17 protein-coding genes and 1 tRNA gene are annotated in these 19,149 nt (G+C 50.3%); 12 read left to right on the top strand and 6 right to left on the bottom strand.

Translation table 11 applies throughout. The features are described 5' to 3' along the window. Positions 1-53 precede the first annotated feature (53 nt). Entirely contained in the window at positions 54-428 is a 375-nt protein-coding gene (locus tag AB8809_RS19705; protein ID WP_010283015.1) for a DNA-binding protein, read from the top strand. An 85-nt stretch (positions 429-513) separates the two neighbouring features. Here the strand turns inward: AB8809_RS19705 and ispB are convergent, their stop codons facing one another. Beyond that, the gene (gene ispB, locus AB8809_RS19700; protein WP_349855322.1) at positions 514-1,485 is read right to left on the bottom strand and encodes an octaprenyl diphosphate synthase; all 972 of its coding nucleotides are present in this window, start codon (positions 1,483-1,485) and stop codon (positions 514-516) included. A gap of 256 nt (positions 1,486-1,741) precedes the next feature. On the opposite strand from ispB, the gene rplU reads away from it, so the two are divergent. The 4 genes from rplU to cgtA all read left to right on the top strand — a co-directional run bounded on the left by rplU (position 1,742) and on the right by cgtA (position 4,815). Continuing rightward, positions 1,742-2,053 carry a 50S ribosomal protein L21 gene (gene rplU / locus AB8809_RS19695; protein WP_010283026.1) on the top strand — a complete coding sequence of 104 codons (312 nt, stop codon included), beginning with the start codon at positions 1,742-1,744 and terminating at the stop codon, positions 2,051-2,053. A gap of 19 nt (positions 2,054-2,072) precedes the next feature. Next, positions 2,073-2,330, top strand: coding sequence for a 50S ribosomal protein L27 (gene rpmA, locus AB8809_RS19690; protein WP_012773263.1), 258 nt, complete (start codon positions 2,073-2,075; stop codon positions 2,328-2,330). An 89-nt stretch (positions 2,331-2,419) separates the two neighbouring features. Then, entirely contained in the window at positions 2,420-3,382 is a 963-nt protein-coding gene (locus AB8809_RS19685; RefSeq protein WP_012773264.1) for a DMT family transporter, read from the top strand. A 260-nt stretch (positions 3,383-3,642) separates the two neighbouring features. Continuing rightward, on the top strand, positions 3,643-4,815 hold the full coding sequence (gene cgtA, locus AB8809_RS19680) for an Obg family GTPase CgtA (protein ID WP_181847051.1): 1,173 nt from the start codon (positions 3,643-3,645) through the stop codon (positions 4,813-4,815). Positions 4,816-4,885: 70 nt separating this feature from the next. Here cgtA and dacB read toward each other — a convergent pair whose 3' ends face one another. Further along, a complete protein-coding gene (dacB, locus tag AB8809_RS19675; RefSeq protein ID WP_012773266.1) occupies positions 4,886-6,319 on the bottom strand; it encodes a serine-type D-Ala-D-Ala carboxypeptidase in 1,434 nt (477 codons plus the stop codon). A gap of 268 nt (positions 6,320-6,587) precedes the next feature. Between dacB and greA the strand changes: the two genes are divergently transcribed. Then, on the top strand, positions 6,588-7,064 hold the full coding sequence (gene greA, locus AB8809_RS19670) for a transcription elongation factor GreA (protein ID WP_012773267.1): 477 nt from the start codon (positions 6,588-6,590) through the stop codon (positions 7,062-7,064). 128 nt (positions 7,065-7,192) lie between these two features. Here greA and yhbY read toward each other — a convergent pair whose 3' ends face one another. After that, the gene (yhbY, locus tag AB8809_RS19665; RefSeq protein WP_010283039.1) at positions 7,193-7,486 is read right to left on the bottom strand and encodes a ribosome assembly RNA-binding protein YhbY; all 294 of its coding nucleotides are present in this window, start codon (positions 7,484-7,486) and stop codon (positions 7,193-7,195) included. A 143-nt stretch (positions 7,487-7,629) separates the two neighbouring features. On the opposite strand from yhbY, the gene rlmE reads away from it, so the two are divergent. From rlmE to AB8809_RS19635, 6 genes are all read left to right on the top strand, one after another. Continuing rightward, entirely contained in the window at positions 7,630-8,259 is a 630-nt protein-coding gene (rlmE, locus tag AB8809_RS19660; RefSeq protein ID WP_012773268.1) for a 23S rRNA (uridine(2552)-2'-O)-methyltransferase RlmE, read from the top strand. A gap of 56 nt (positions 8,260-8,315) precedes the next feature. Next, positions 8,316-10,256, top strand: a complete 1,941-nt coding sequence (ftsH, locus tag AB8809_RS19655) for an ATP-dependent zinc metalloprotease FtsH (protein WP_181829698.1) — start codon at positions 8,316-8,318, stop codon at positions 10,254-10,256. A gap of 117 nt (positions 10,257-10,373) precedes the next feature. Beyond that, positions 10,374-11,207, top strand: coding sequence for a dihydropteroate synthase (gene folP, locus AB8809_RS19650; protein WP_012773270.1), 834 nt, complete (start codon positions 10,374-10,376; stop codon positions 11,205-11,207). A gap of 7 nt (positions 11,208-11,214) precedes the next feature. Continuing rightward, positions 11,215-12,552, top strand: coding sequence for a phosphoglucosamine mutase (gene glmM, locus AB8809_RS19645; protein WP_181829697.1), 1,338 nt, complete (start codon positions 11,215-11,217; stop codon positions 12,550-12,552). A gap of 249 nt (positions 12,553-12,801) precedes the next feature. Next, the gene (gene secG / locus AB8809_RS19640) at positions 12,802-13,134 is read left to right on the top strand and encodes a preprotein translocase subunit SecG (RefSeq protein WP_012773272.1); all 333 of its coding nucleotides are present in this window, start codon (positions 12,802-12,804) and stop codon (positions 13,132-13,134) included. Positions 13,135-13,158: 24 nt separating this feature from the next. Continuing rightward, positions 13,159-13,245 (top strand) — tRNA-Leu (locus AB8809_RS19635). A gap of 60 nt (positions 13,246-13,305) precedes the next feature. On the opposite strand, the gene AB8809_RS19630 is transcribed toward AB8809_RS19635, so the two are convergent. The 3 genes from AB8809_RS19630 to AB8809_RS19620 all read right to left on the bottom strand — a co-directional run bounded on the left by AB8809_RS19630 (position 13,306) and on the right by AB8809_RS19620 (position 19,139). Further along, positions 13,306-14,322 (bottom strand): NADP-dependent oxidoreductase, encoded by a 1,017-nt coding sequence (locus tag AB8809_RS19630; protein WP_180777454.1) that lies wholly within the window; start codon positions 14,320-14,322, stop codon positions 13,306-13,308. Positions 14,323-14,374: 52 nt separating this feature from the next. Continuing rightward, a complete protein-coding gene (locus AB8809_RS19625) occupies positions 14,375-15,001 on the bottom strand; it encodes a hypothetical protein (protein ID WP_180777455.1) in 627 nt (208 codons plus the stop codon). A gap of 64 nt (positions 15,002-15,065) precedes the next feature. Continuing rightward, the gene (locus tag AB8809_RS19620) at positions 15,066-19,139 is read right to left on the bottom strand and encodes an amino acid adenylation domain-containing protein (RefSeq protein WP_349855321.1); all 4,074 of its coding nucleotides are present in this window, start codon (positions 19,137-19,139) and stop codon (positions 15,066-15,068) included. Positions 19,140-19,149 lie beyond the last annotated feature (10 nt).

Raw genomic sequence — 19,149 nt, 5'->3', positions numbered from 1 at the left:
TTTTGGGCGAGTTGATGTAATGCCTGTTCAAAACAAACAAGGGAGTGACGAGTATGGACAAAGAATGGTTTGCAACAAGTGAGCTGGTTGGCGTAGGTGGTTTGCCGAAGTCACCGCAGGGGCTGAACAAACGGGCGCGAGACGACGGTTGGGAAAAGCGCAGGCGGAAAGGAGTTCAAGGACGCGGTGTCGAATATTCGATTCGCAGTTTGCCGAACGAGGTCAGGAACTCTCTGCTAGTAAAAGAGAATCCGCCAACAGAATATTATCGTATCGATAATGAGCCAACGCTGCTGTCATCGTGGGTGCATATTTTCCATCAACTTTCCGTTGATGAACGAACCCGACTGATTAATTTCATCTTGCGTGAAGGGACGATAGCGATGTTGTCTCGGCTGGATGATGTCACCATCGACCAGACTGCCTAGTCTGCGAGCGAGTAGCGCTGCAAGGCAGCGCTACTTACGATTGAGTTAACGATGAACGTTACCAGGCAAGTACCTCACACCACGATTAGAAATCGCGCTGTACGGCTAAGTGGGCAAGGCCTTCGAGCGCAATACGGTATGGCGTTTCTGGCAACTGCTGCAATGCGCTAATCGCTTTATCTGCCTCTTCTTCTGCACGCTGACGTGTGTAATCAAGCGAACCACATTGTTGCATGGCGGCAAGCACAGGTTCCAGAAGATGGCGCCCGTTTCCTTCTTCAATTGCCTTACGAATCAGCGAACTCTGTTCTGCATTACCATTACGCATGGCGTGCAGCAGTGGCAGCGTTGGTTTGCCCTCATTGAGGTCATCACCTGTGTTTTTGCCTAGCGTTTTGCCGTCTGCGCTGTAATCAAGCAGGTCGTCAATTAACTGGAACGCGGTGCCCAGATAGCGGCCATAATCTTGAAGCGCTTTTTCTTGCTCTGGCGTCGCGCCAGCAAGGATGGATGACGATTGCGCGGCGGCTTCAAATAAACGTGCCGTTTTACTGTAAATGACACGCATATAGCTTTCTTCGGTAATATCCGGGTCGTTGCAGTTCATTAATTGCAAGACTTCGCCTTCGGCAATTACGTTTACTGCTTCTGACATCAGCGCTAGTACGCGTAACGATTCAAGGCTGGTCATCATCTGGAAGGCGCGGGTATAGATGAAATCCCCAACCAGCACGCTCGCGGCATTGCCAAAGGCGGCATTGGCCGTTGCTTTCCCCCGTCGCATATCGGATTCGTCAACTACGTCATCATGCAATAGCGTTGCGGTATGGATAAATTCGATCAGTGCGGCGACAGTGACATGTTTATCACCGCTATAGTCGAGGGCTCTGGCGGCTAGCACAGCAATCATTGGGCGTATACGTTTTCCACCGCCGCTGATGATGTAATGCCCAAGCTGGTTGATCAAAACGACGTCGGAATTCAGTTGTTCAAGAATGACGTTATTAACAGCTGCCATATCCTGTGCGGTTAATGTTGTAATTTGTTCTAGATTCATGATTTGAGCCAACGTATGTCTTCAACACTGCCGTAAGATTGCTGTTGCATATCGGCAAGACGGAACTTATTGCGCCGATTGTACTTGAAAAATGAGAGAGATAAACGGCAGTTCATACGTTGTATTCTTTTTCTTCACATCCTTTGATTATGCACTTGTCATCCGCAGTATTTTTGCGTAGAATTCGCGCCCTATTATGAATATTTATAGCGTGCTCTGAAACCTATTAACGGGTGCGCGGAAAGCGGAGTTTTATATGTACGCAGTTTTCCAAAGTGGTGGTAAACAACACCGAGTAAGCGAAGGTCAAACCGTTCGCTTGGAAAAGCTGGACATCGCAACTGGTGAAGCCGTTGAGTTTGACCAAGTTCTGATGGTTGCTAATGGTGAAGAAATCAAAATCGGCGTTCCTTTCGTCGATGGCGGTAAAATCAAAGCTGAAGTTGTTGCTCATGGTCGTGGCGAGAAAGTTAAGATCGTTAAGTTCCGTCGCCGTAAACACTACCGTAAGCAAGCAGGCCACCGTCAGTGGTTCACTGACGTGAAAATTACCGGCATCAGCGCTTAAGATTAGGAGAGCGGATTAAATGGCACACAAAAAAGCTGGCGGTTCAACCCGTAACGGTCGTGACTCTAACGCACAACGTCTGGGCGTAAAACGTTTTGGCGGCGAAAGTGTACTGGCTGGTAACATCATCGTTCGTCAACGTGGTACCAAATTCCACGCAGGAACTAACGTTGGCTGCGGGAAAGACCACACTCTGTTTGCTTTGACTGATGGTAAAGTTCAGTTTGAAGTTAAAGGCCCAAAAAACCGTAAATATATCAGCATCGTTGCTGAATAATTTTTCGCGTTAGGTCTTACGGATTCAAGCCCCGCAATTCTTTGCGGGGCTTTTTACATTCTGATTCTGAGTAAACCATCTGGATAAGTATGAATACTAAACAACAGACGGGGATCGGTCTTTGTCTGGCGCTGACTACGGCTGTTTGCTGGGGGGCGCTGCCGATAGCCATGAAACAGGTTCTGGTGGTTATGGAGCCTTATACGATTGTTTGGTATCGCTTTATTATTGCTTCTATTGGACTCGGCATTATTCTGTCATCCCGTAAGAATTTACCGCCAATGCGAGTTTTTCGGCATCGCCGCTGGTGGGTTCTGTTGCTGATTGCAACGGCGGGGTTATTAGGAAATTTTGTTTTCTTTAGCTCGTCTCTGCAATATCTGAGTCCGACTGCGTCTCAGGTCATTGGACAGCTTTCTCCTGTTGGTATGATGTTCGCCAGCGTACTTATCCTAAAGGAAAAGATGCGTGGCACGCAGGTTATTGGCGCGATCATGCTGATCTGTGGCCTGATTCTGTTCTTTAATACCAGCCTGATTGAGATCTTTACCCGACTGACGGACTACACACTGGGCGTACTGCTGGGTGTTTGCGCCTCGGCGGTATGGGTATCCTATGGTGTGGCGCAGAAGGTGTTATTGCGGCGTCTGACATCGCAGCAGATTCTGTTTCTGCTGTATGTTCTGTGTGTCGTCTTTATTACGCCTTTTGCCAAGCCTGAAGTTATTTTCCAACTTAGTGGGTGGCAACTTATCTGCCTGCTGTTCTGCGGCGCGAATACCTTGATTGGGTATGGCGCGCTAGCGGAGGCGATGGCTCGCTGGCAGGCATCGCAGGTTAGCGCGGTCATTACGTTGACACCGCTATTTACGCTGTTGTTTTCCGATCTCCTTGCGTTAGGATGGCCGACTTTTTTTGCTGCGCCAGTACTAAATTGGGTCGGCTATGTAGGGGCCTTTGTCGTTGTTGCGGGTGCCATGTTTTCTGCTATCGGACACCGCTTCCTCCCTGGAAAGAAAGAGCCTGTGCCACCATTGATGGTGAAAAAGTAACTTAAGATAAAGTGTATTGCAGCGGTCACAGCCATCTTTTGATAGTCTGCATAGGTTGTTTATTTTTAATACAGATGAAATTATTGGAGCGGGCAGGTACAATCCGCTCCTTTGCTGGAATGCGTTCTAGTGCGTCAGTTTTTTTAATGGTAAGTAGAAATACGCTACATACCGTAAAATCAAAAAGTTACGCCAAGAAGAACCAATAACAAGCCTAAAACACGTAGATATTCTCTATTGGTTTTTTGCGGAGAGAATCAATGAAGTTTGTAGATGAAGCCACAATTCTCGTTGTGGCAGGCGATGGCGGTAACGGTTGTGTTAGCTTTCGCCGTGAAAAATATATTCCTAACGGCGGCCCAGATGGCGGTGACGGCGGTGATGGCGGCGACGTTTATCTGCTGGCTGACGAAAACCTGAACACGCTGATTGACTATCGTTTTGAAAAATCCTTCCGCGCTGAGCGTGGACAAAACGGGCAAAGTCGCGACTGTACCGGTAAACGCGGTAAAGATATTACGATTAAAGTCCCTGTTGGTACCCGTGTTCTGGATCAGGGTACCGGCGAGGTATTGGGTGATATGACGCGTCATCAGCAGAGCCTGATGGTCGCGAAAGGCGGCTGGCACGGTTTAGGTAACACGCGTTTTAAATCATCCGTCAACCGTGCTCCTCGCCAGAAGACTAGTGGCACGAAAGGTGAAGAACGTGAGCTGACGCTGGAACTGCTGTTGCTGGCTGACGTGGGAATGTTGGGTCTGCCGAACGCAGGTAAATCGACTTTCATCCGTGCGGTATCAGCAGCGAAGCCAAAAGTCGCCGATTATCCGTTTACTACACTGGTGCCGAGCCTTGGTGTGGTCCGTATGGACAGTGAACAGAGCTTTGTTGTGGCGGATATCCCTGGTTTGATTGAAGGGGCATCTGAAGGTGCTGGGTTAGGGATTCGTTTCCTGAAACACCTTGAACGCTGCCGTGTTCTGTTGCATTTGGTTGATCTGGCACCGATTGATGAGTCCGATCCGGTTGAAAATGCCAAAATCATTATCAACGAGCTAGAGCAGTACGGCGCAGGTTTAGCAGAAAAACCGCGTTGGCTGGTTTTCAACAAAGTGGATTTGATCGACAAGGCTGAAGCGGAAAAACGTGCCAGAGAGATTGCGACTGCGCTTGGCTGGGAAGGTAAGTATTACCTGATTTCTGCAGCGAACCGTGAAGGCGTCACCCCACTTTGCTGGGACGTAATGAGCTTCCTGAAAGCTAATCCGAAAGTGACGGCGATTGCCGAAAGCGCGCCGGAAAAAGTTGAGTTCATGTGGGATGATTATCATCGCCAACAGTTGGCTGAAATAGAAAAAGAAGCCGAAGAAGAGTGGGATGATGATTGGGACGATGAAGATGATGAAGGCGTTGAGATTATCTATCAAAAGTAATTCTTTCTTCTGCTAGTTAATTCTCGCCTATTGCGGCCTTATCCCATCAGGGTAAGGCCGCATTCTTATTTTAATTGCTCTGATAAATGTCTTTATAGAGACGGCTTTCAAATCTCACCAGAGGGACACGGCGTGCGCGTTGGTCTTCTGGCGGCACGGCATAGCCCGAAAGGAACTGGACGAATGCCATACGCTGGCCGCTCGCTGTGGTAATAAAGCCTGCCAGATTGTATACCCCCTGCAGCGCCCCTGTTTTTGCCGACACCTTGCCATCAACGCCAGCTTCATGCAGACCACCACGATAACGCAACGTGCCGTCATAGCCGGAAAGCGGAAGCATAGTGATGTAATTCAACTCATTATCGTGCTGTGCGATGTACTGCAATACCTGCATCATCGTTTCTGGCGAGATCAGGTTGTGTCGTGACAGGCCGGAACCATCAACAACAATGCTGTTTCCTAAATCTACGCCTGCCTTTTGACGAAGGATCTGACGCACTGCATCTGCGCCTGCACGCCACGTTCCCGGGACGCTAAATCGCTCGTGTCCAATGGTGCGAAAAACCGTATCGGCAATCATGTTGTCCGATTTTTTCAGCATGATGGTGAGCAGATCGTGCAGTGGGGCAGACTGTGTCTGAGCCAGCACACTCCCCGCTGCTCCTGGCTGCGTCTGACGACGAAGACTGCCTTTTATGCGTATATCTGCCTGCTGTAGCTCATCTTTAACAATAGCGCCGGCATAGCTGGCGCCATCCTGAATGGCGAACGCCAGCGGAAGCGGCTCTGTGCGTTGAGTCAAACAGCCTGTAAGCGTAAAGCGATTCAGTTCCCCCGGCACGACATCCAGTTCGCAGTATTGTGCATCGGCTGACCCTTTAGCCAGCGTGCGGACCTCGCTGAACATTTGCACTGGATAATAGGAGGCGACGCGGATAAACGCATTATCACCCGCTTTAGGCGCACTGTAGAGTGAGACGGAGAAGCAGTTACGATCGACAATCGCGGCACCCGGAGGGGCGCTGAAGCACTGTGTCATGTCGTTCCACGGCCAGCCCGGGGCTTTATCGTGACTGGCGAATACCGAAGTGTCGATCAGCACATCCCCGGCGATTTCCTTTATCCCGCGCTTTCTTAATTCCTGCACCATGTTCCGTATTTGCTGGCGCTTCAGTGTTGGATCACCGCTAAACCGTACGATGAGGTTACCGTTCAGAATACCGCTAGTGACAGGGCCATGGCTTTCCATCGTAGTGACGAATCGATAATCTGGACCCAATTGCAGTAATGCAGCTAATGCGGTTATCACCTTTTGTGTACTGGCGGGAAGCGCCATTTGCTGGCTATTGAAGGCCATGCTGGGTGTTGTTGAGCCAACTTTTTGTACCAATAGCGCCAGATTGGCACCGTCTGGTAAATATTGGCGATGATCCTCAACAGAAGCTGCATTGGCATGCAGAACAAAAGCGCAGGCAAGTCCGGTAACAATCGATGAAAAACGCATAATCTCAGCTAAGAACGGGGTAACGTGTGGTCATACTACGGCGCAACAAGGTCTAAAGTAAACGATGACCCTCATTGAACTCTGGGGTAAAATACGTATCAAAATGCAAAACCGCTGCCAGCCTGGAAATTTTGTTCCGGGGCTGGTTGCTTTTGCTTTATGTCCAGTGAGGACTGGCACGTTGCAGAGACTCCGTCGCCTTTGATTTTTAGCGCGTCAGGATGACGATTATTTGAGTCTTACGGACTTTTTTAGAGGTATAGACAATATGAAACAATTTCCGATGACCTTGCGTGGTGCTGAAAAATTGCGCGAAGAGCTTGACCACCTGAAATCTGTGCGTCGACCTGAAATTATTGCGGCCATTGCCGAAGCGCGTGAGCACGGCGATCTGAAAGAAAATGCAGAATACCACGCCGCACGTGAGCAGCAGGGCTTTTGTGAAGGGCGCATTCAAGACATTGAAGCTAAGCTGTCTAACGCACAGGTTATCGATGTCACGAAGATGACGGCGAACGGTCGTGTTATTTTTGGCGCCACTGTGACTGTGATGAACCTGGATAACGAGGAAGAACAAACCTACCGGATCGTGGGTGATGACGAGGCGGATTTTAAGCAAAATCTGATCTCTGTAAATTCCCCGATTGCGCGCGGTCTGATCGGCAAAGAAGAAGATGACGTTGTGGTCATTCGTACGCCGGGTGGCGACGTGGAATATGAGATCCTGAAGGTCGAATATCTATAAATTTTGCCGTGTTGTTGATTAAAACAGCAAAAATTGTAAAGAAAAGAAAAAGGCCGCTTGCGGCCTTTTCTCTAACCGAGAGGCATGGCACCTTTCCGTTAAAACTGAGTATCCTGAAATAAAAAGTGTTATCGTGGTAACACAATTTTACGTTCTTTAGCAGGACGGTAGAGCACCAGCGTGTGGCCGATGACCTGAACGTTAGCGGCACCCGTTTCACGAACAATCGCTTCAACAATCAAGGCTTTGGTTTCGCGATCTTCTGTCGCTACTTTTATCTTGATCAGTTCGTGATGCGCCAATGCTTGTTCGATCTCAGCCAGAACACCTTCGGTGAGACCGTTATTGCCCAGCATGACAACCGGTTTTAGCGGATGTGCCAAGCCTTTCAGGTGTTGTTTTTGTTTATTACTTAGGTTCATTGTCTTTTTTACTTAGGTTGGGATTGAAAACGGTTCATTCTACCGCCATCTCATGATTATAACCAATTTGACTGTTCTGATTGGTAATATGTGAGAAGTTTCTCCCCACCACGAGCGTGTTACTGAGAATAGTTGGAAAATCGATGGCGAATAAAAAGCGTTCTGCAAGTTCCAGTCGCTGGTTGCAGGAACACTTTAGCGATAAATATGTGCAGCAGGCTCAGAAAAAAGGGCTGCGCTCGCGTGCTTGGTTTAAACTTGACGAAATACAGCAGAGCGACAAACTGTTTAAACCCGGGATGACGGTTGTGGATTTAGGCGCTGCACCTGGCGGTTGGTCACAGTATGTGGTCACGCAAATCGGTGGAAATGGTCGAATTATCGCGTGCGATATTTTACCAATGGATCCGATTGTCGGCGTCGATTTCCTGCAAGGGGACTTTCGTGATGAACTGGTCCTCAAAGCCTTGCTCGAAAGGGTTGGCGATAGCAAAGTTCAGGTGGTGATGTCTGACATGGCCCCTAACATGAGTGGTACACCAGCCGTTGATATTCCGAAGTCGATGTATCTGGTTGAATTAGCCCTTGGTATGTGTCGGGATGTATTAGCGCCAGGCGGAAGTTTCCTGGTGAAAGTGTTTCAGGGAGAAGGTTTTGATGAATACCTGCGGGAAATTCGCTCCCTGTTTACGAAGGTGAAAATTCGTAAACCAGACGCCTCACGTGCCCGGTCTCGTGAAGTGTATATTGTAGCGACAGGGCGCAAACTGTAGTACCCTAACGCTGTTTTTTAACACAGTTGTAATATGAGGTTAATCCCTTGAGTGACATGGCGAAAAACCTAATTCTCTGGTTAGTCATCGCAGTTGTGCTGATGTCTGTTTTCCAGAGCTTTGGGCCCAGCGAGTCGAATGGCCGTAGGGTGGATTATTCAACCTTCTTGACTGAAGTGAATCAGGATCAGGTCCGTGAAGCACGTATTAACGGGCGTGAGATCAGTGTTATCAAAAAAGACAGCAATAGATACACGACTTACATTCCTGTCAATGACCCCAAGCTACTGGATAACCTGCTAACGAAGAACGTGAAAGTCGTTGGTGAGCCACCGGAAGAGCCGAGCTTGCTGGCTTCTATCTTTATTTCCTGGTTCCCAATGCTGTTACTGATTGGTGTCTGGATCTTCTTCATGCGCCAAATGCAAGGCGGCGGCGGTAAAGGTGCCATGTCCTTCGGCAAGAGCAAAGCGCGTATGCTGACTGAAGATCAGATCAAGACGACGTTTGCTGATGTAGCCGGTTGCGACGAAGCGAAAGAAGAAGTTAGCGAACTGGTCGAATACCTGCGTGAACCTAGCCGTTTCCAGAAGCTGGGCGGTAAGATTCCGAAAGGCATTCTGATGGTCGGCCCGCCGGGAACGGGTAAAACGTTGCTGGCGAAAGCGATTGCCGGTGAAGCGAAAGTACCTTTCTTTACGATTTCCGGTTCTGACTTCGTTGAAATGTTTGTGGGTGTCGGTGCTTCTCGTGTCCGTGACATGTTCGAGCAGGCGAAGAAGGCTGCACCTTGTATCATCTTTATCGATGAAATCGACGCCGTTGGCCGTCAGCGTGGCGCAGGTTTAGGCGGTGGTCACGATGAACGTGAACAAACGCTGAACCAGATGCTGGTTGAGATGGACGGCTTTGAAGGCAACGAAGGTATTATTGTTATCGCGGCGACTAACCGTCCCGATGTGCTTGACCCGGCTTTGCTGCGTCCCGGTCGTTTTGACCGTCAGGTTGTTGTTGGCCTGCCAGATGTTCGTGGTCGTGAACAGATTCTGAAAGTACATATGCGTCGCGTACCGTTGTCTCCAGATATCGATGCGTCAGTTATCGCTCGCGGTACACCAGGTTTCTCTGGTGCGGATTTGGCTAACCTGGTTAACGAAGCTGCATTGTTCTCTGCTCGTGGCAACAAACGCGTTGTTTCGATGGTTGAGTTCGAGAAAGCGAAAGACAAGATCATGATGGGTGCTGAGCGCCGTTCCATGGTCATGACCGAAAAGCAGAAAGAATCGACGGCATACCATGAAGCGGGACACGCTATCATCGGTCGTCTGGTGCCAGAGCACGACCCAGTCCATAAAGTGACGATCATTCCACGTGGTCGCGCGCTGGGTGTGACGTTCTTCCTGCCTGAAGGTGATGCGATCAGCGCCAGCCGTCAGAAACTGGAAAGCCAGATCTCTACGCTGTACGGTGGTCGACTGGCCGAAGAAATCATTTACGGCGTGGAGCATGTTTCAACTGGTGCGTCCAATGACATCAAAGTTGCAACGTCGATTGCTCGTAACATGGTGACGCAGTGGGGCTTCTCTGAAAAGCTGGGTCCATTGCTTTATGCGGAAGAAGAGGGTGAAGTATTCCTCGGTCGTTCTGTAGCAAAAGCCAAGCACATGTCAGATGAAACGGCGCGTATCATCGATCAGGAAGTGAAATCACTGATTGAACGCAACTACGTGCGTGCTCGTGAGCTGTTGATGGCTAATATGGACATCCTTCACTCGATGAAAGATGCCCTGATGAAGTATGAGACCATCGATGCGCCGCAGATTGATGACCTGATGGGACGTAAGAAAGAGGTTCGTCCGCCTGCGGGTTGGGAAGAGTCTCGTTCTGACAACGATTCCGGCAACGGCGGTGGGACACCTAAAGCCCCTACGCCAGTGGATGAGCCGCAGACGCCGAATCCCGGTAACACCATGTCAGAGCAAGCGGACGACAAATAATTCGCCTGCGATTGATATCGGTCACTTATGAAACCCCAGCTCAGGCTGGGGTTTTTTACTGGGAATATTCTTCGAATCACATTTCATGCTAACTACACCAGAATGCGGAGGTAAATCATGCAACTGGTTGCCAGAGACTCAACGCTGGATCTTTCCTGCCCACACGTCATGGGAATTCTTAACGTCACGCCGGACTCTTTTTCCGATGGTGGCAAACACAACAAGCTCGATGCTGCATTGCTGCACGTTCAGGAGATGGTTACCGCTGGCGCGACCCTGATCGATATTGGTGGTGAATCAACGCGTCCTGGGGCGGATGAGGTGAGTACGGAAGAAGAACTGGAGCGTGTGGTGCCCGTTGTTGAAGCCATTGCTCAGCGTTTTGACGTCTGGATCTCTGTTGATACCTCAAAACCGGAAGTCATGACGGCATCAGCGCTGGCAGGCGCACATCTGATTAATGATATTCGCGCTTTGCAAGAACCTGGCGCTCTGGAAGCTGCTGCGGCAACAGGTTTGCCCGTGTGCCTGATGCACATGCAGGGTATGCCGCGAACGATGCAGCACAAACCGCATTATGATGACCTGATGCAGGACATCGGAAATTTCTTGCAACAGCAAATAGATCGCTGCGTGAACGCCAATATTCCGAAAAGTAAGCTATTGCTGGATCCTGGGTTCGGATTCGGTAAGAATCTTGCCCATAATTATGCGCTTCTGGCCCGCCTGAGCGAGTTGCATCGTTTTGAACTGCCTCTTCTGGTGGGGATGTCGAGGAAGTCCATGATTGGACAACTTCTAAACGTGCCACCTGCGCAGCGTGTTCATGGTAGCGTCGCTTGCGCAGTGATTGCGGCGATGCAGGGAGCACAGATTATTCGCGTGCACGATGTTAAAGAAACGGCTGATGCCATGCGCATTGTTGAGGCCACCCTTTCTGCGAAGGAATAAAAACGAGATGAGTAACCGCAAATATTTTGGTACCGATGGCGTACGTGGCAAGGTTGGCGATACGCCGATTACTCCTGACTTTGTGCTTAAACTGGGTTGGGCCGCTGGGAAAGTGCTTGCGCGACACGGTTCTCGTAAGATTATTATCGGCAAAGATACCCGTATTTCTGGCTATATGTTGGAGTCTGCGCTGGAAGCCGGGCTGGCTGCGGCGGGCTTATCGGCTTCTTTTACCGGCCCCATGCCTACGCCTGCGGTTGCTTATCTGACTCGCACGTTCCGCGCAGAAGCGGGGATCGTGATTTCTGCTTCTCACAACCCGTATTACGACAACGGAATTAAATTCTTCTCAATTGACGGCACCAAGTTGCCAGATGACGTAGAAGAAGCGATAGAAGCTGAACTGGAAAAACCGCTGACGTGTGTTGAGTCTGCTGAATTAGGTAAAGCCAGCCGCATTGTTGACGCTGCTGGACGCTACATCGAGTTTTGTAAGGGAACGTTCCCGAGCGAGTTGAGCCTCAATGGTTTAAAGATTGTCGTCGATTGCGCCAATGGTGCGACCTACCATATCGCTCCCAGCGTATTGCGCGAGCTTGGCGCTAAAGTGATCGCGATTGGCTGTGAACCGGATGGCATGAATATCAATGAAGAGTGCGGAGCGACCGACGTCAGACAGCTACAAGCTCGCGTACTGGCTGAAAAAGCGGACGTTGGTCTGGCCTTTGACGGCGATGGCGATCGGCTCATCATGGTCGACCATTTGGGCAACAAAGTTGATGGTGACCAGATCCTCTATATCATCGCGCGTGAAGGCTTGCGTCAAGGACAGCTGCGCGGCGGTGCGGTAGGCACGCTGATGAGTAACATGGGGCTTGAGGTTGCGTTAAAACAGCTCGGCATCCCGTTTGCTCGCGCCAAGGTGGGCGACCGCTATGTATTAGAAATGATGCAGGCAAAAGGATGGCGCATTGGTGCAGAGAACTCCGGTCATGTGATCCTGCTGGATAAAACGACGACGGGCGACGGTGTGATTGCCGGTTTGCAAGTACTTACCGCGATAGTGAGAAACCATATGAGCCTGCATGATTTGTGCAGCGGTATGAAGCTGTTCCCACAGATTCTGGTTAACGTACGGTTTACGGGTGAAAACGATCCGCTGGAAGATAAAAAAGTGCAGCAGATTACGCAGGATGTGGAAAAAGAGTTGGCCGGACGCGGGCGGGTACTGCTGCGTAAATCCGGTACTGAACCGCTTATCCGCGTCATGGTTGAGGGTGAACATGAAGAGACGGTAATCGCGCTGGCAAACCGTATTGCCGATGCGGTGAAAGCCGCTGGTTGAGGGCTTTTTTATTCACCAATCAGGCAGATAAGGCTTTCGACAGGCATCTCGTGTCGAAAGCCGCTGTTTTTTTCTGCAATCAACCCGTGGTGGCTAAATTACCCTTGCGTACGTTACATCCTTTGGTTAGTATTCAGACCCGCTTGATAACGGATGTTCAAGACATCTGACTTGCGGAATGACACGCGGTTTACCGCCAGAATATAGCATTCTCCATAAAACATGGGGAAACGGTTAACAGGTACGACTATGTACGAAGCTCTATTAGTGATTTTCCTGTTAGTATCGATCGGGCTGGTTGCCTTGATCATGCTGCAGCAGGGTAAAGGTGCTGATATGGGAGCGTCGTTCGGAGCAGGTGCTTCTGCCACTTTGTTCGGTTCGAGCGGCTCTGGTAATTTCATGACCCGCATGACGGCGATACTGGCGACTCTGTTCTTCATTATCAGCCTCGTTCTGGGCAACCTGAGTTCGCTGCAGAAAAAAGGTGGCGCCTGGGATAACCTTAACCAGCCTGAAAAAGCTGAGCAGACGACAACGCCTGCTGCGCCTTCAACGCCGGCGAGTGACATTCCGAAGTAAGCGTTTTAAAGTAGTAATTGTGATGCCGTGGTGGTGGAATTGGTAGACACGCTACCTTGAGGTGGTAGTGCCCGATTGGGCTTACGGGTTCAAGTCCCGTCCTCGGTACCAACATAAAAAATAGACGTCAATGGACGTCTATTTTTTTGTCTTTAATTTCTGGTCTCAGCTTTACAGACGAACCAGCTGCTTGCCAAAGTGTTTGCTATCTAACAGATCGATAAAGGCTTGAGGTGCATTTTCTATTCCCTCAACAATGCTCTCCCGGTATTTTAACCGTCCTTTCTCTACGGCATCCAATAGCCAGATGTTTGCTTCCGCATAGTCTTTGAACCATTCTGTTACGAGAAAAAAACGGCTCAGCGGGGCATCGGGTAGAGAAGAGAAAAACGCGACTGTGCTGGACGCGTCAACGTCAGGATCCTGATTGTATTGTGCTGCACTGCCACAGACTGGGACTCTTGCGCCTTCGTTGAGCAGTTTGGCGACGAAAAGTGAGATCCTGCCACCAACGTTTTCAAAATAGATATCAATCCCGTTAGGACAGGCAGCCCGCAAGGCTCGGTTTAGGTCATCTTCTTTATAATTAACGCAGGCGTCAAAGCCTAATGTGTCAACGACATAGCGACACTTCTCCTCGCTGCCAGCCAGACCAACAACCCGGCACCCAGCCTGTTTACCTAATTGACCGACGACGGATCCTACGCCCCCTGAGGCTGCTGAGACCACCAACGTTTCCCCCGCTTTAGGTTTGGCTATTTTGTTCATGCCAAAATAAGCGGAACGTCCCGGTGTTCCGACTACGCTGAGAAAAATCGAAGGTGACAGAGTCGTTGGCGGCAGGCGATGCGTAATAAAATCCTGAGGCGTGCCGACATAGTATTTCTGCCAGCCTGAGAAGGTGAACACGCAGTCTCCAACCTGAAAATGTGGATTTTTCGTCGCCACGACGTAGCCTATCGTTTCGCCTTGAATTACCTCGCCCTGTTTGATTGGGCTCACATAGGCCGTGTTCTTGTTAAGTCGTGGACGCGTATAAAGGTCAATGGATAACCATTTGTTTTCAACCAGATATTCGCCGGGCTGTAGTGCATTGATATGGCGCTTTTCAAACCTGAAATGCTCTAGCTGCGCAGGGCCATCAGGATGGTGATCCAGTACAATCAGCTTGTTTTCTAACGGATTCATAATATTCCCTATATTTATCATTCATTATGTTATGCGCTACCTGTTGAGTTGGTCAGGAAGCGTTGTCGTGTGCGTGCGAGGTCCAACGATGCTTTGGCCAGCGGAAACTGAAAATCACCAGTAGTAGCGTAAGCGGCCATCCGCTGATGAGGACAAGGGTATCCATCGGTAATCCGGGCTGGAGAGAAAGGAGGTAAATGATGATGGCTTTCACCAGGTAGACAAGAATCCAGACAAGTGATACCTCATTCCAGACTCTGACATACTGCGGTGTGCCATAAACGGGGAGCGTCTTAAGGTCCGGCGTAGCTTGTTCTGCCAAGATTTGTATGACCGGACGCCCCTTGATACTGTAAATGGCAAAAATAATAACGGTGGAAAGTGCGCCGCTGATCGATAAAAAGACGCTCTCCTGATGGATACCAAGCAGCATTACCCCTTCGAGATAAAGGTAGTGACTAAGCCCCGAAACCAGGATGAGAGCGATGATTGGCAGATAGCCCTGCCAACGGCTGAATAATTGCAGGACACCGGAATAGATCGCGGTAATTAACAGCGCAATGCCCGCCCCCCATTGTAAGAATGCGATGTTGTAAAGAATGACCGGTATGATAATGGTCAGAAGCGCATCGCGTGATCTCAGATATCGCCAAACGGTTAACGACGGGGGATGGCCCATGTTTTCTCCTCGCTTACGTCATGAAACCGCCGTTCTGCGTTTGAAACCACAGACGGCGGATGTGTTATCGCAATACTTTCTTGAGCTGTTCGGCTATACGCGAAATATGTGGGGCGTTCATCATTGAGATATGGTCGCCAGACGTCGGCAGTACCGTCAGGCAGCCTGACGTAAGGCGACGCCACCCCAACCCGGATTCAGGCAGGCGGATGCGGCCGGGCAAAATATCGTCTGCCTCGACGACCAGTACATCACCTGAGTAGGGCTCACTACGGTAAGCATCCGTTGCATAGATATGGGTTTGCAGGATATTGAGAAAATCTTGAAACGCTTTCGGTCCAATTGACTCAGGAACCAGCCCCACCCGTTTAAATTCAGTCAGAAAGCGTGCCGTGCGTTGCGCATTGCTCATGTCCGCAAGTGACTGCTCTGACAGATCGAAAGACGTGCCGGTAAACAAAGCCACTTTATGCGCAAAGTACGCCAGACGTTCAGCCTCGTTCATGTTTGCTGAACCGTCGATGTTGATCTCTGGCGCAGGCTGATCCAGGACTAATACCGTGGGGGTTATGCCTTTTGCCGCGAGCTGCTGTGCCATTTCAAAGGCAATGGTCGCGCCGAGGGACCACCCGCCTAGAACCAGACGAGAGTGATGAATGATGTCGCCAGCCTGTGAGAGGTAGAATGCGGCAAGCGCTTTGATATCGGCGTTATAAGGCTGGTTAACGCTGAAGTCAGGCACCTGAATACCGTAGACCGGGTAGCTCTCGCCCAATTCACGCGCTAGCGCGGAATAGCACAGCACGTTGCCGCCTGCTGGGTGGATCAAAAGCAACGTAGGTTTATCTTCAGGCTGACCACGGTTGATTGTCACCCTTGCGGCTTGAGTCTGGGGTCCTTTTTCGTCAATCACGCGAGCCAACTGCGCAATGCTGCTGTTTTCGAACAGTTGCCCCAGAGACAGGGAGGTGCCGAAGTGCTGATTAATGTTCAGAATGAGCTTTAATGCACTGAGAGAATTCCCGCCAAGCGTGAAGAAACTCTCCTGCGTATCAATGGCATCGTTTTGTAAAATATCACGGTAAATCTCATGCAGGTCGCGTTCACGCTGATTTTCCGGGGTATGAAGCGATTCGCGCTTTTCCGCTGAGGGCAGAGGTAACGCGGCATAGTTTATCTTACCGCTGGCGGTTAATGGCATCGCCTCTAGCCATACCCAGCGTTCAGGCTGCATATAGTCTGGTAGTTTCTTTTGCAGTGCTGCTTTTACCGCAGTCTGATGAGCGTCGGTAATATCGCACACATAGGCGGTTAAAACGGCTTCTCCGTGGGGGAGCGTGTTTTGTTTAATGGCCACGTGCGTCGCATTAGCGACCTGTTGCAATGCCTGTTCGATCTCTGCCAACTCAACACGGTAGCCGCGCACTTTAACCTGGCGATCCAAGCGTCCCATAAATTCAAGATTGCCGTCAGGCAGGAAGCGGCCTTTGTCACCGCTGCGATAAAGCCGCTCGCCCTCAAGGTAAGGGTGGGGGATAAAGCGTGTGTGATTTTGCTCCGGCAGGCCGATGTATCCTTCCGCCACATGTGAACCACCCAGATAAATTTCACCCGGCAGACCGGCAGGAACTAACTGGTGATAAGGATCGAGCAACAGGACATGGCTATCGGACAGGGGTTTACCGATGGGTAAGTAGTTCCCTGAGAGCGCGCTAAGATCCTCTGGCACCGGATAGGTGGTGACACCGACGGTACACTCGGTTGGACCATAATGGTTCAGGATGCGGCAAGGAAGGGGGAACTCACGTACGCGCTTGATGAGTGACAGAGGAACGCGTTCTCCGCCGATAACCAGCAATTGACGAGGTAATAACGCTTCGGCTTGTGGCGACGTCAATAACGTCGCTAAATGGGAAGGCGTGATCTTTATGCAATCTACGGGGTAGTGTGCCAGATAAGCAAACAGCTCTTGTGGCGAGCGGAGTAATTCAGTCGTGATGACATCCAATTGACCCTGATGGATCAATGCGGGGAATAACACCGTGTGTGCCAAATCGGTTGTGAAGGATGAAAACATGCCGTAGCGGGCATCGGACGACAGGTTGAGCACGGGTCGAATGGCCTGACAGTAGTGGCTTAGCTGTGAGTGTTTGACCTGAACGCCCTTGGGTTTTCCGGTACTGCCCGAGGTATAAATGATGTAAGCAAAGCCATCTGTCACGGGCTGTGGTTGTGATGGATTGTTGTCTGGCATCGTGCTGCGGTTTTGTCTTACGTAGACGCAGGGGAGCATCTCACCGGGCGCCTGTTCGTCGATGATGACACGACGGGCGGCGGAGTTTTGCAGTATGAACTCAACCTGCTGCGCAGGAAGATCCATATCGACTGGGACATAGCATCCGCCCGCTTTTAACACGGCCAGAATCGCGATGACGTAATACTCGCTTTTAGGCATAAATAATGCGACACACTCCCCATGAGCGAGCCCGTCTTTCTGTAGCTGATGAGCCAACTGGTTCGCTCGTTCATTGAGCTGAGCGTAGGTCAGTGTGCGTCCTTCACAGCGAACCGCGATAGCATTCGGCCTCTGCTGTGCCTGTTGTTCAAACTGCCGATGAACGGTTGGTGGGAGCGTGTTAGCGGTTGGACGACATTGCGCGATGGTCGCGCGGCTCTCTTCATCGCCTAACAGCGAAATATCCCGCACGGTGAGTTGCGGCTGGTTAATTAAGGTTTCAATCACCGTACGCAAGTCATTCAGCATGCGTTGGATGGTATTGCTGGAAAATAGCGCGCTGCTGTAGTTCATGGTGAACAGCAAGCCGTCGTTATCCTTGTCTTCTTCTACCCATAAGTTCAGGTCCAGTTTGGCGGTGCCGTAATCCACTTTTAACGGCTTGTATTTGAACCCGCTGTTGCTGTGAAAATGAGGAAACACCTGATAAGTCAGCATTGCCTGAAATACCGGGTTGATCTGGGGATTACGCACATAGGCAATCTCATCCAGAATGTAATTGAACGGCACATCCTGATATTTCATGCTTTCTTCACATTCGACGCGCCCCCCCTCAATCAGCGAAGCGAGACTGGCATCAGGATCGATATCAAAGCGTAATGGCAGGGTATTCATGAACAGCCCCATCATGTTTTGCGTGGCTGGTAGATTGCGGTTGGCAAACGGCGCGCCGATGATGATTTCCTGCTGCCCGCTGTATTTATGTAGCAGGAGTTGATATGCCGTGAGGATAACGTGGAATTGCGTGGCCTGATGCTGTGTGGCACAGGTTTGCAAACGCTGGCAGAAAGAGGAATCAAAGAACTGACTTATGATGCCGCCGGCGGTGCTCATTTTGGCTGGACGGGGATAATCTGTTGCCAGATCTAACTGCCCCGTGATGCCATCCAGCTTCTTCGCCCAGTAAGCGAGCCCGGTCTGGTATTCGCCCTCGGTATACCATCGATCTTCCGCCAGCGCGTAATCGGCGAACTGGAGCGTTTTCTCGATAGGTAATGTGCCTCCTTGCAACAGACGAAAGTAGTTTTCCATCAGCATTTTGAAGAGCACATTGACCGTCCACCCGTCGGAAATAATGTGGTGGAATGTCAGAAATAGGACATAGTCGTACGGATGGGTTTTGACCATATGGAGGTAAACCAGAGGGCCATTCTCCAGATCAAAAACAATATTCCCTTTCGCTATGGCCGTCTCTGAGACGTATTTTTCAATGTCTTCTTCGCTGAATGCGGAGATATCTTCAAAGCTAAACGGAAAAGACATATCGTCGGCGATGTGTTGGCACACATCGTTATCGACCAGCCGGAATGTCGTACGCAGAATGTCATGTTGTTGCATCAGATAGTCGAGCGTTTGCTGTACTCGCCGCGGCTCCATGTCGTGCTCGATTCTGCAGGCAAGCACATACGGATTGTTATAGACCTGACTATCGTCAAGGTATTGGGAGAGCATCCAGATACGCTTTTGCGCGCTGGTCATGGGGAAATGGACTCTGCCGGGGGTTGCGTGCGGAGTAATGGCTTTACCTGAGGATGTGTTGCTCGTTTTCTTCTTTTCTCTTGCCAGCTTTTTGAGTTCATCCAGGCTAAGCGAGGTCAGTTTTGCGGTGGGAAGCTGCGTCATTATCGAGTCT

The organism is Pectobacterium aroidearum (genome assembly GCF_041228105.1).
Taxonomy (GTDB): domain Bacteria; phylum Pseudomonadota; class Gammaproteobacteria; order Enterobacterales; family Enterobacteriaceae; genus Pectobacterium; species Pectobacterium aroidearum.
Note: the sequence above shows the minus strand (reverse complement) of the source record. Positions and strands in the feature narration are given on the sequence as shown.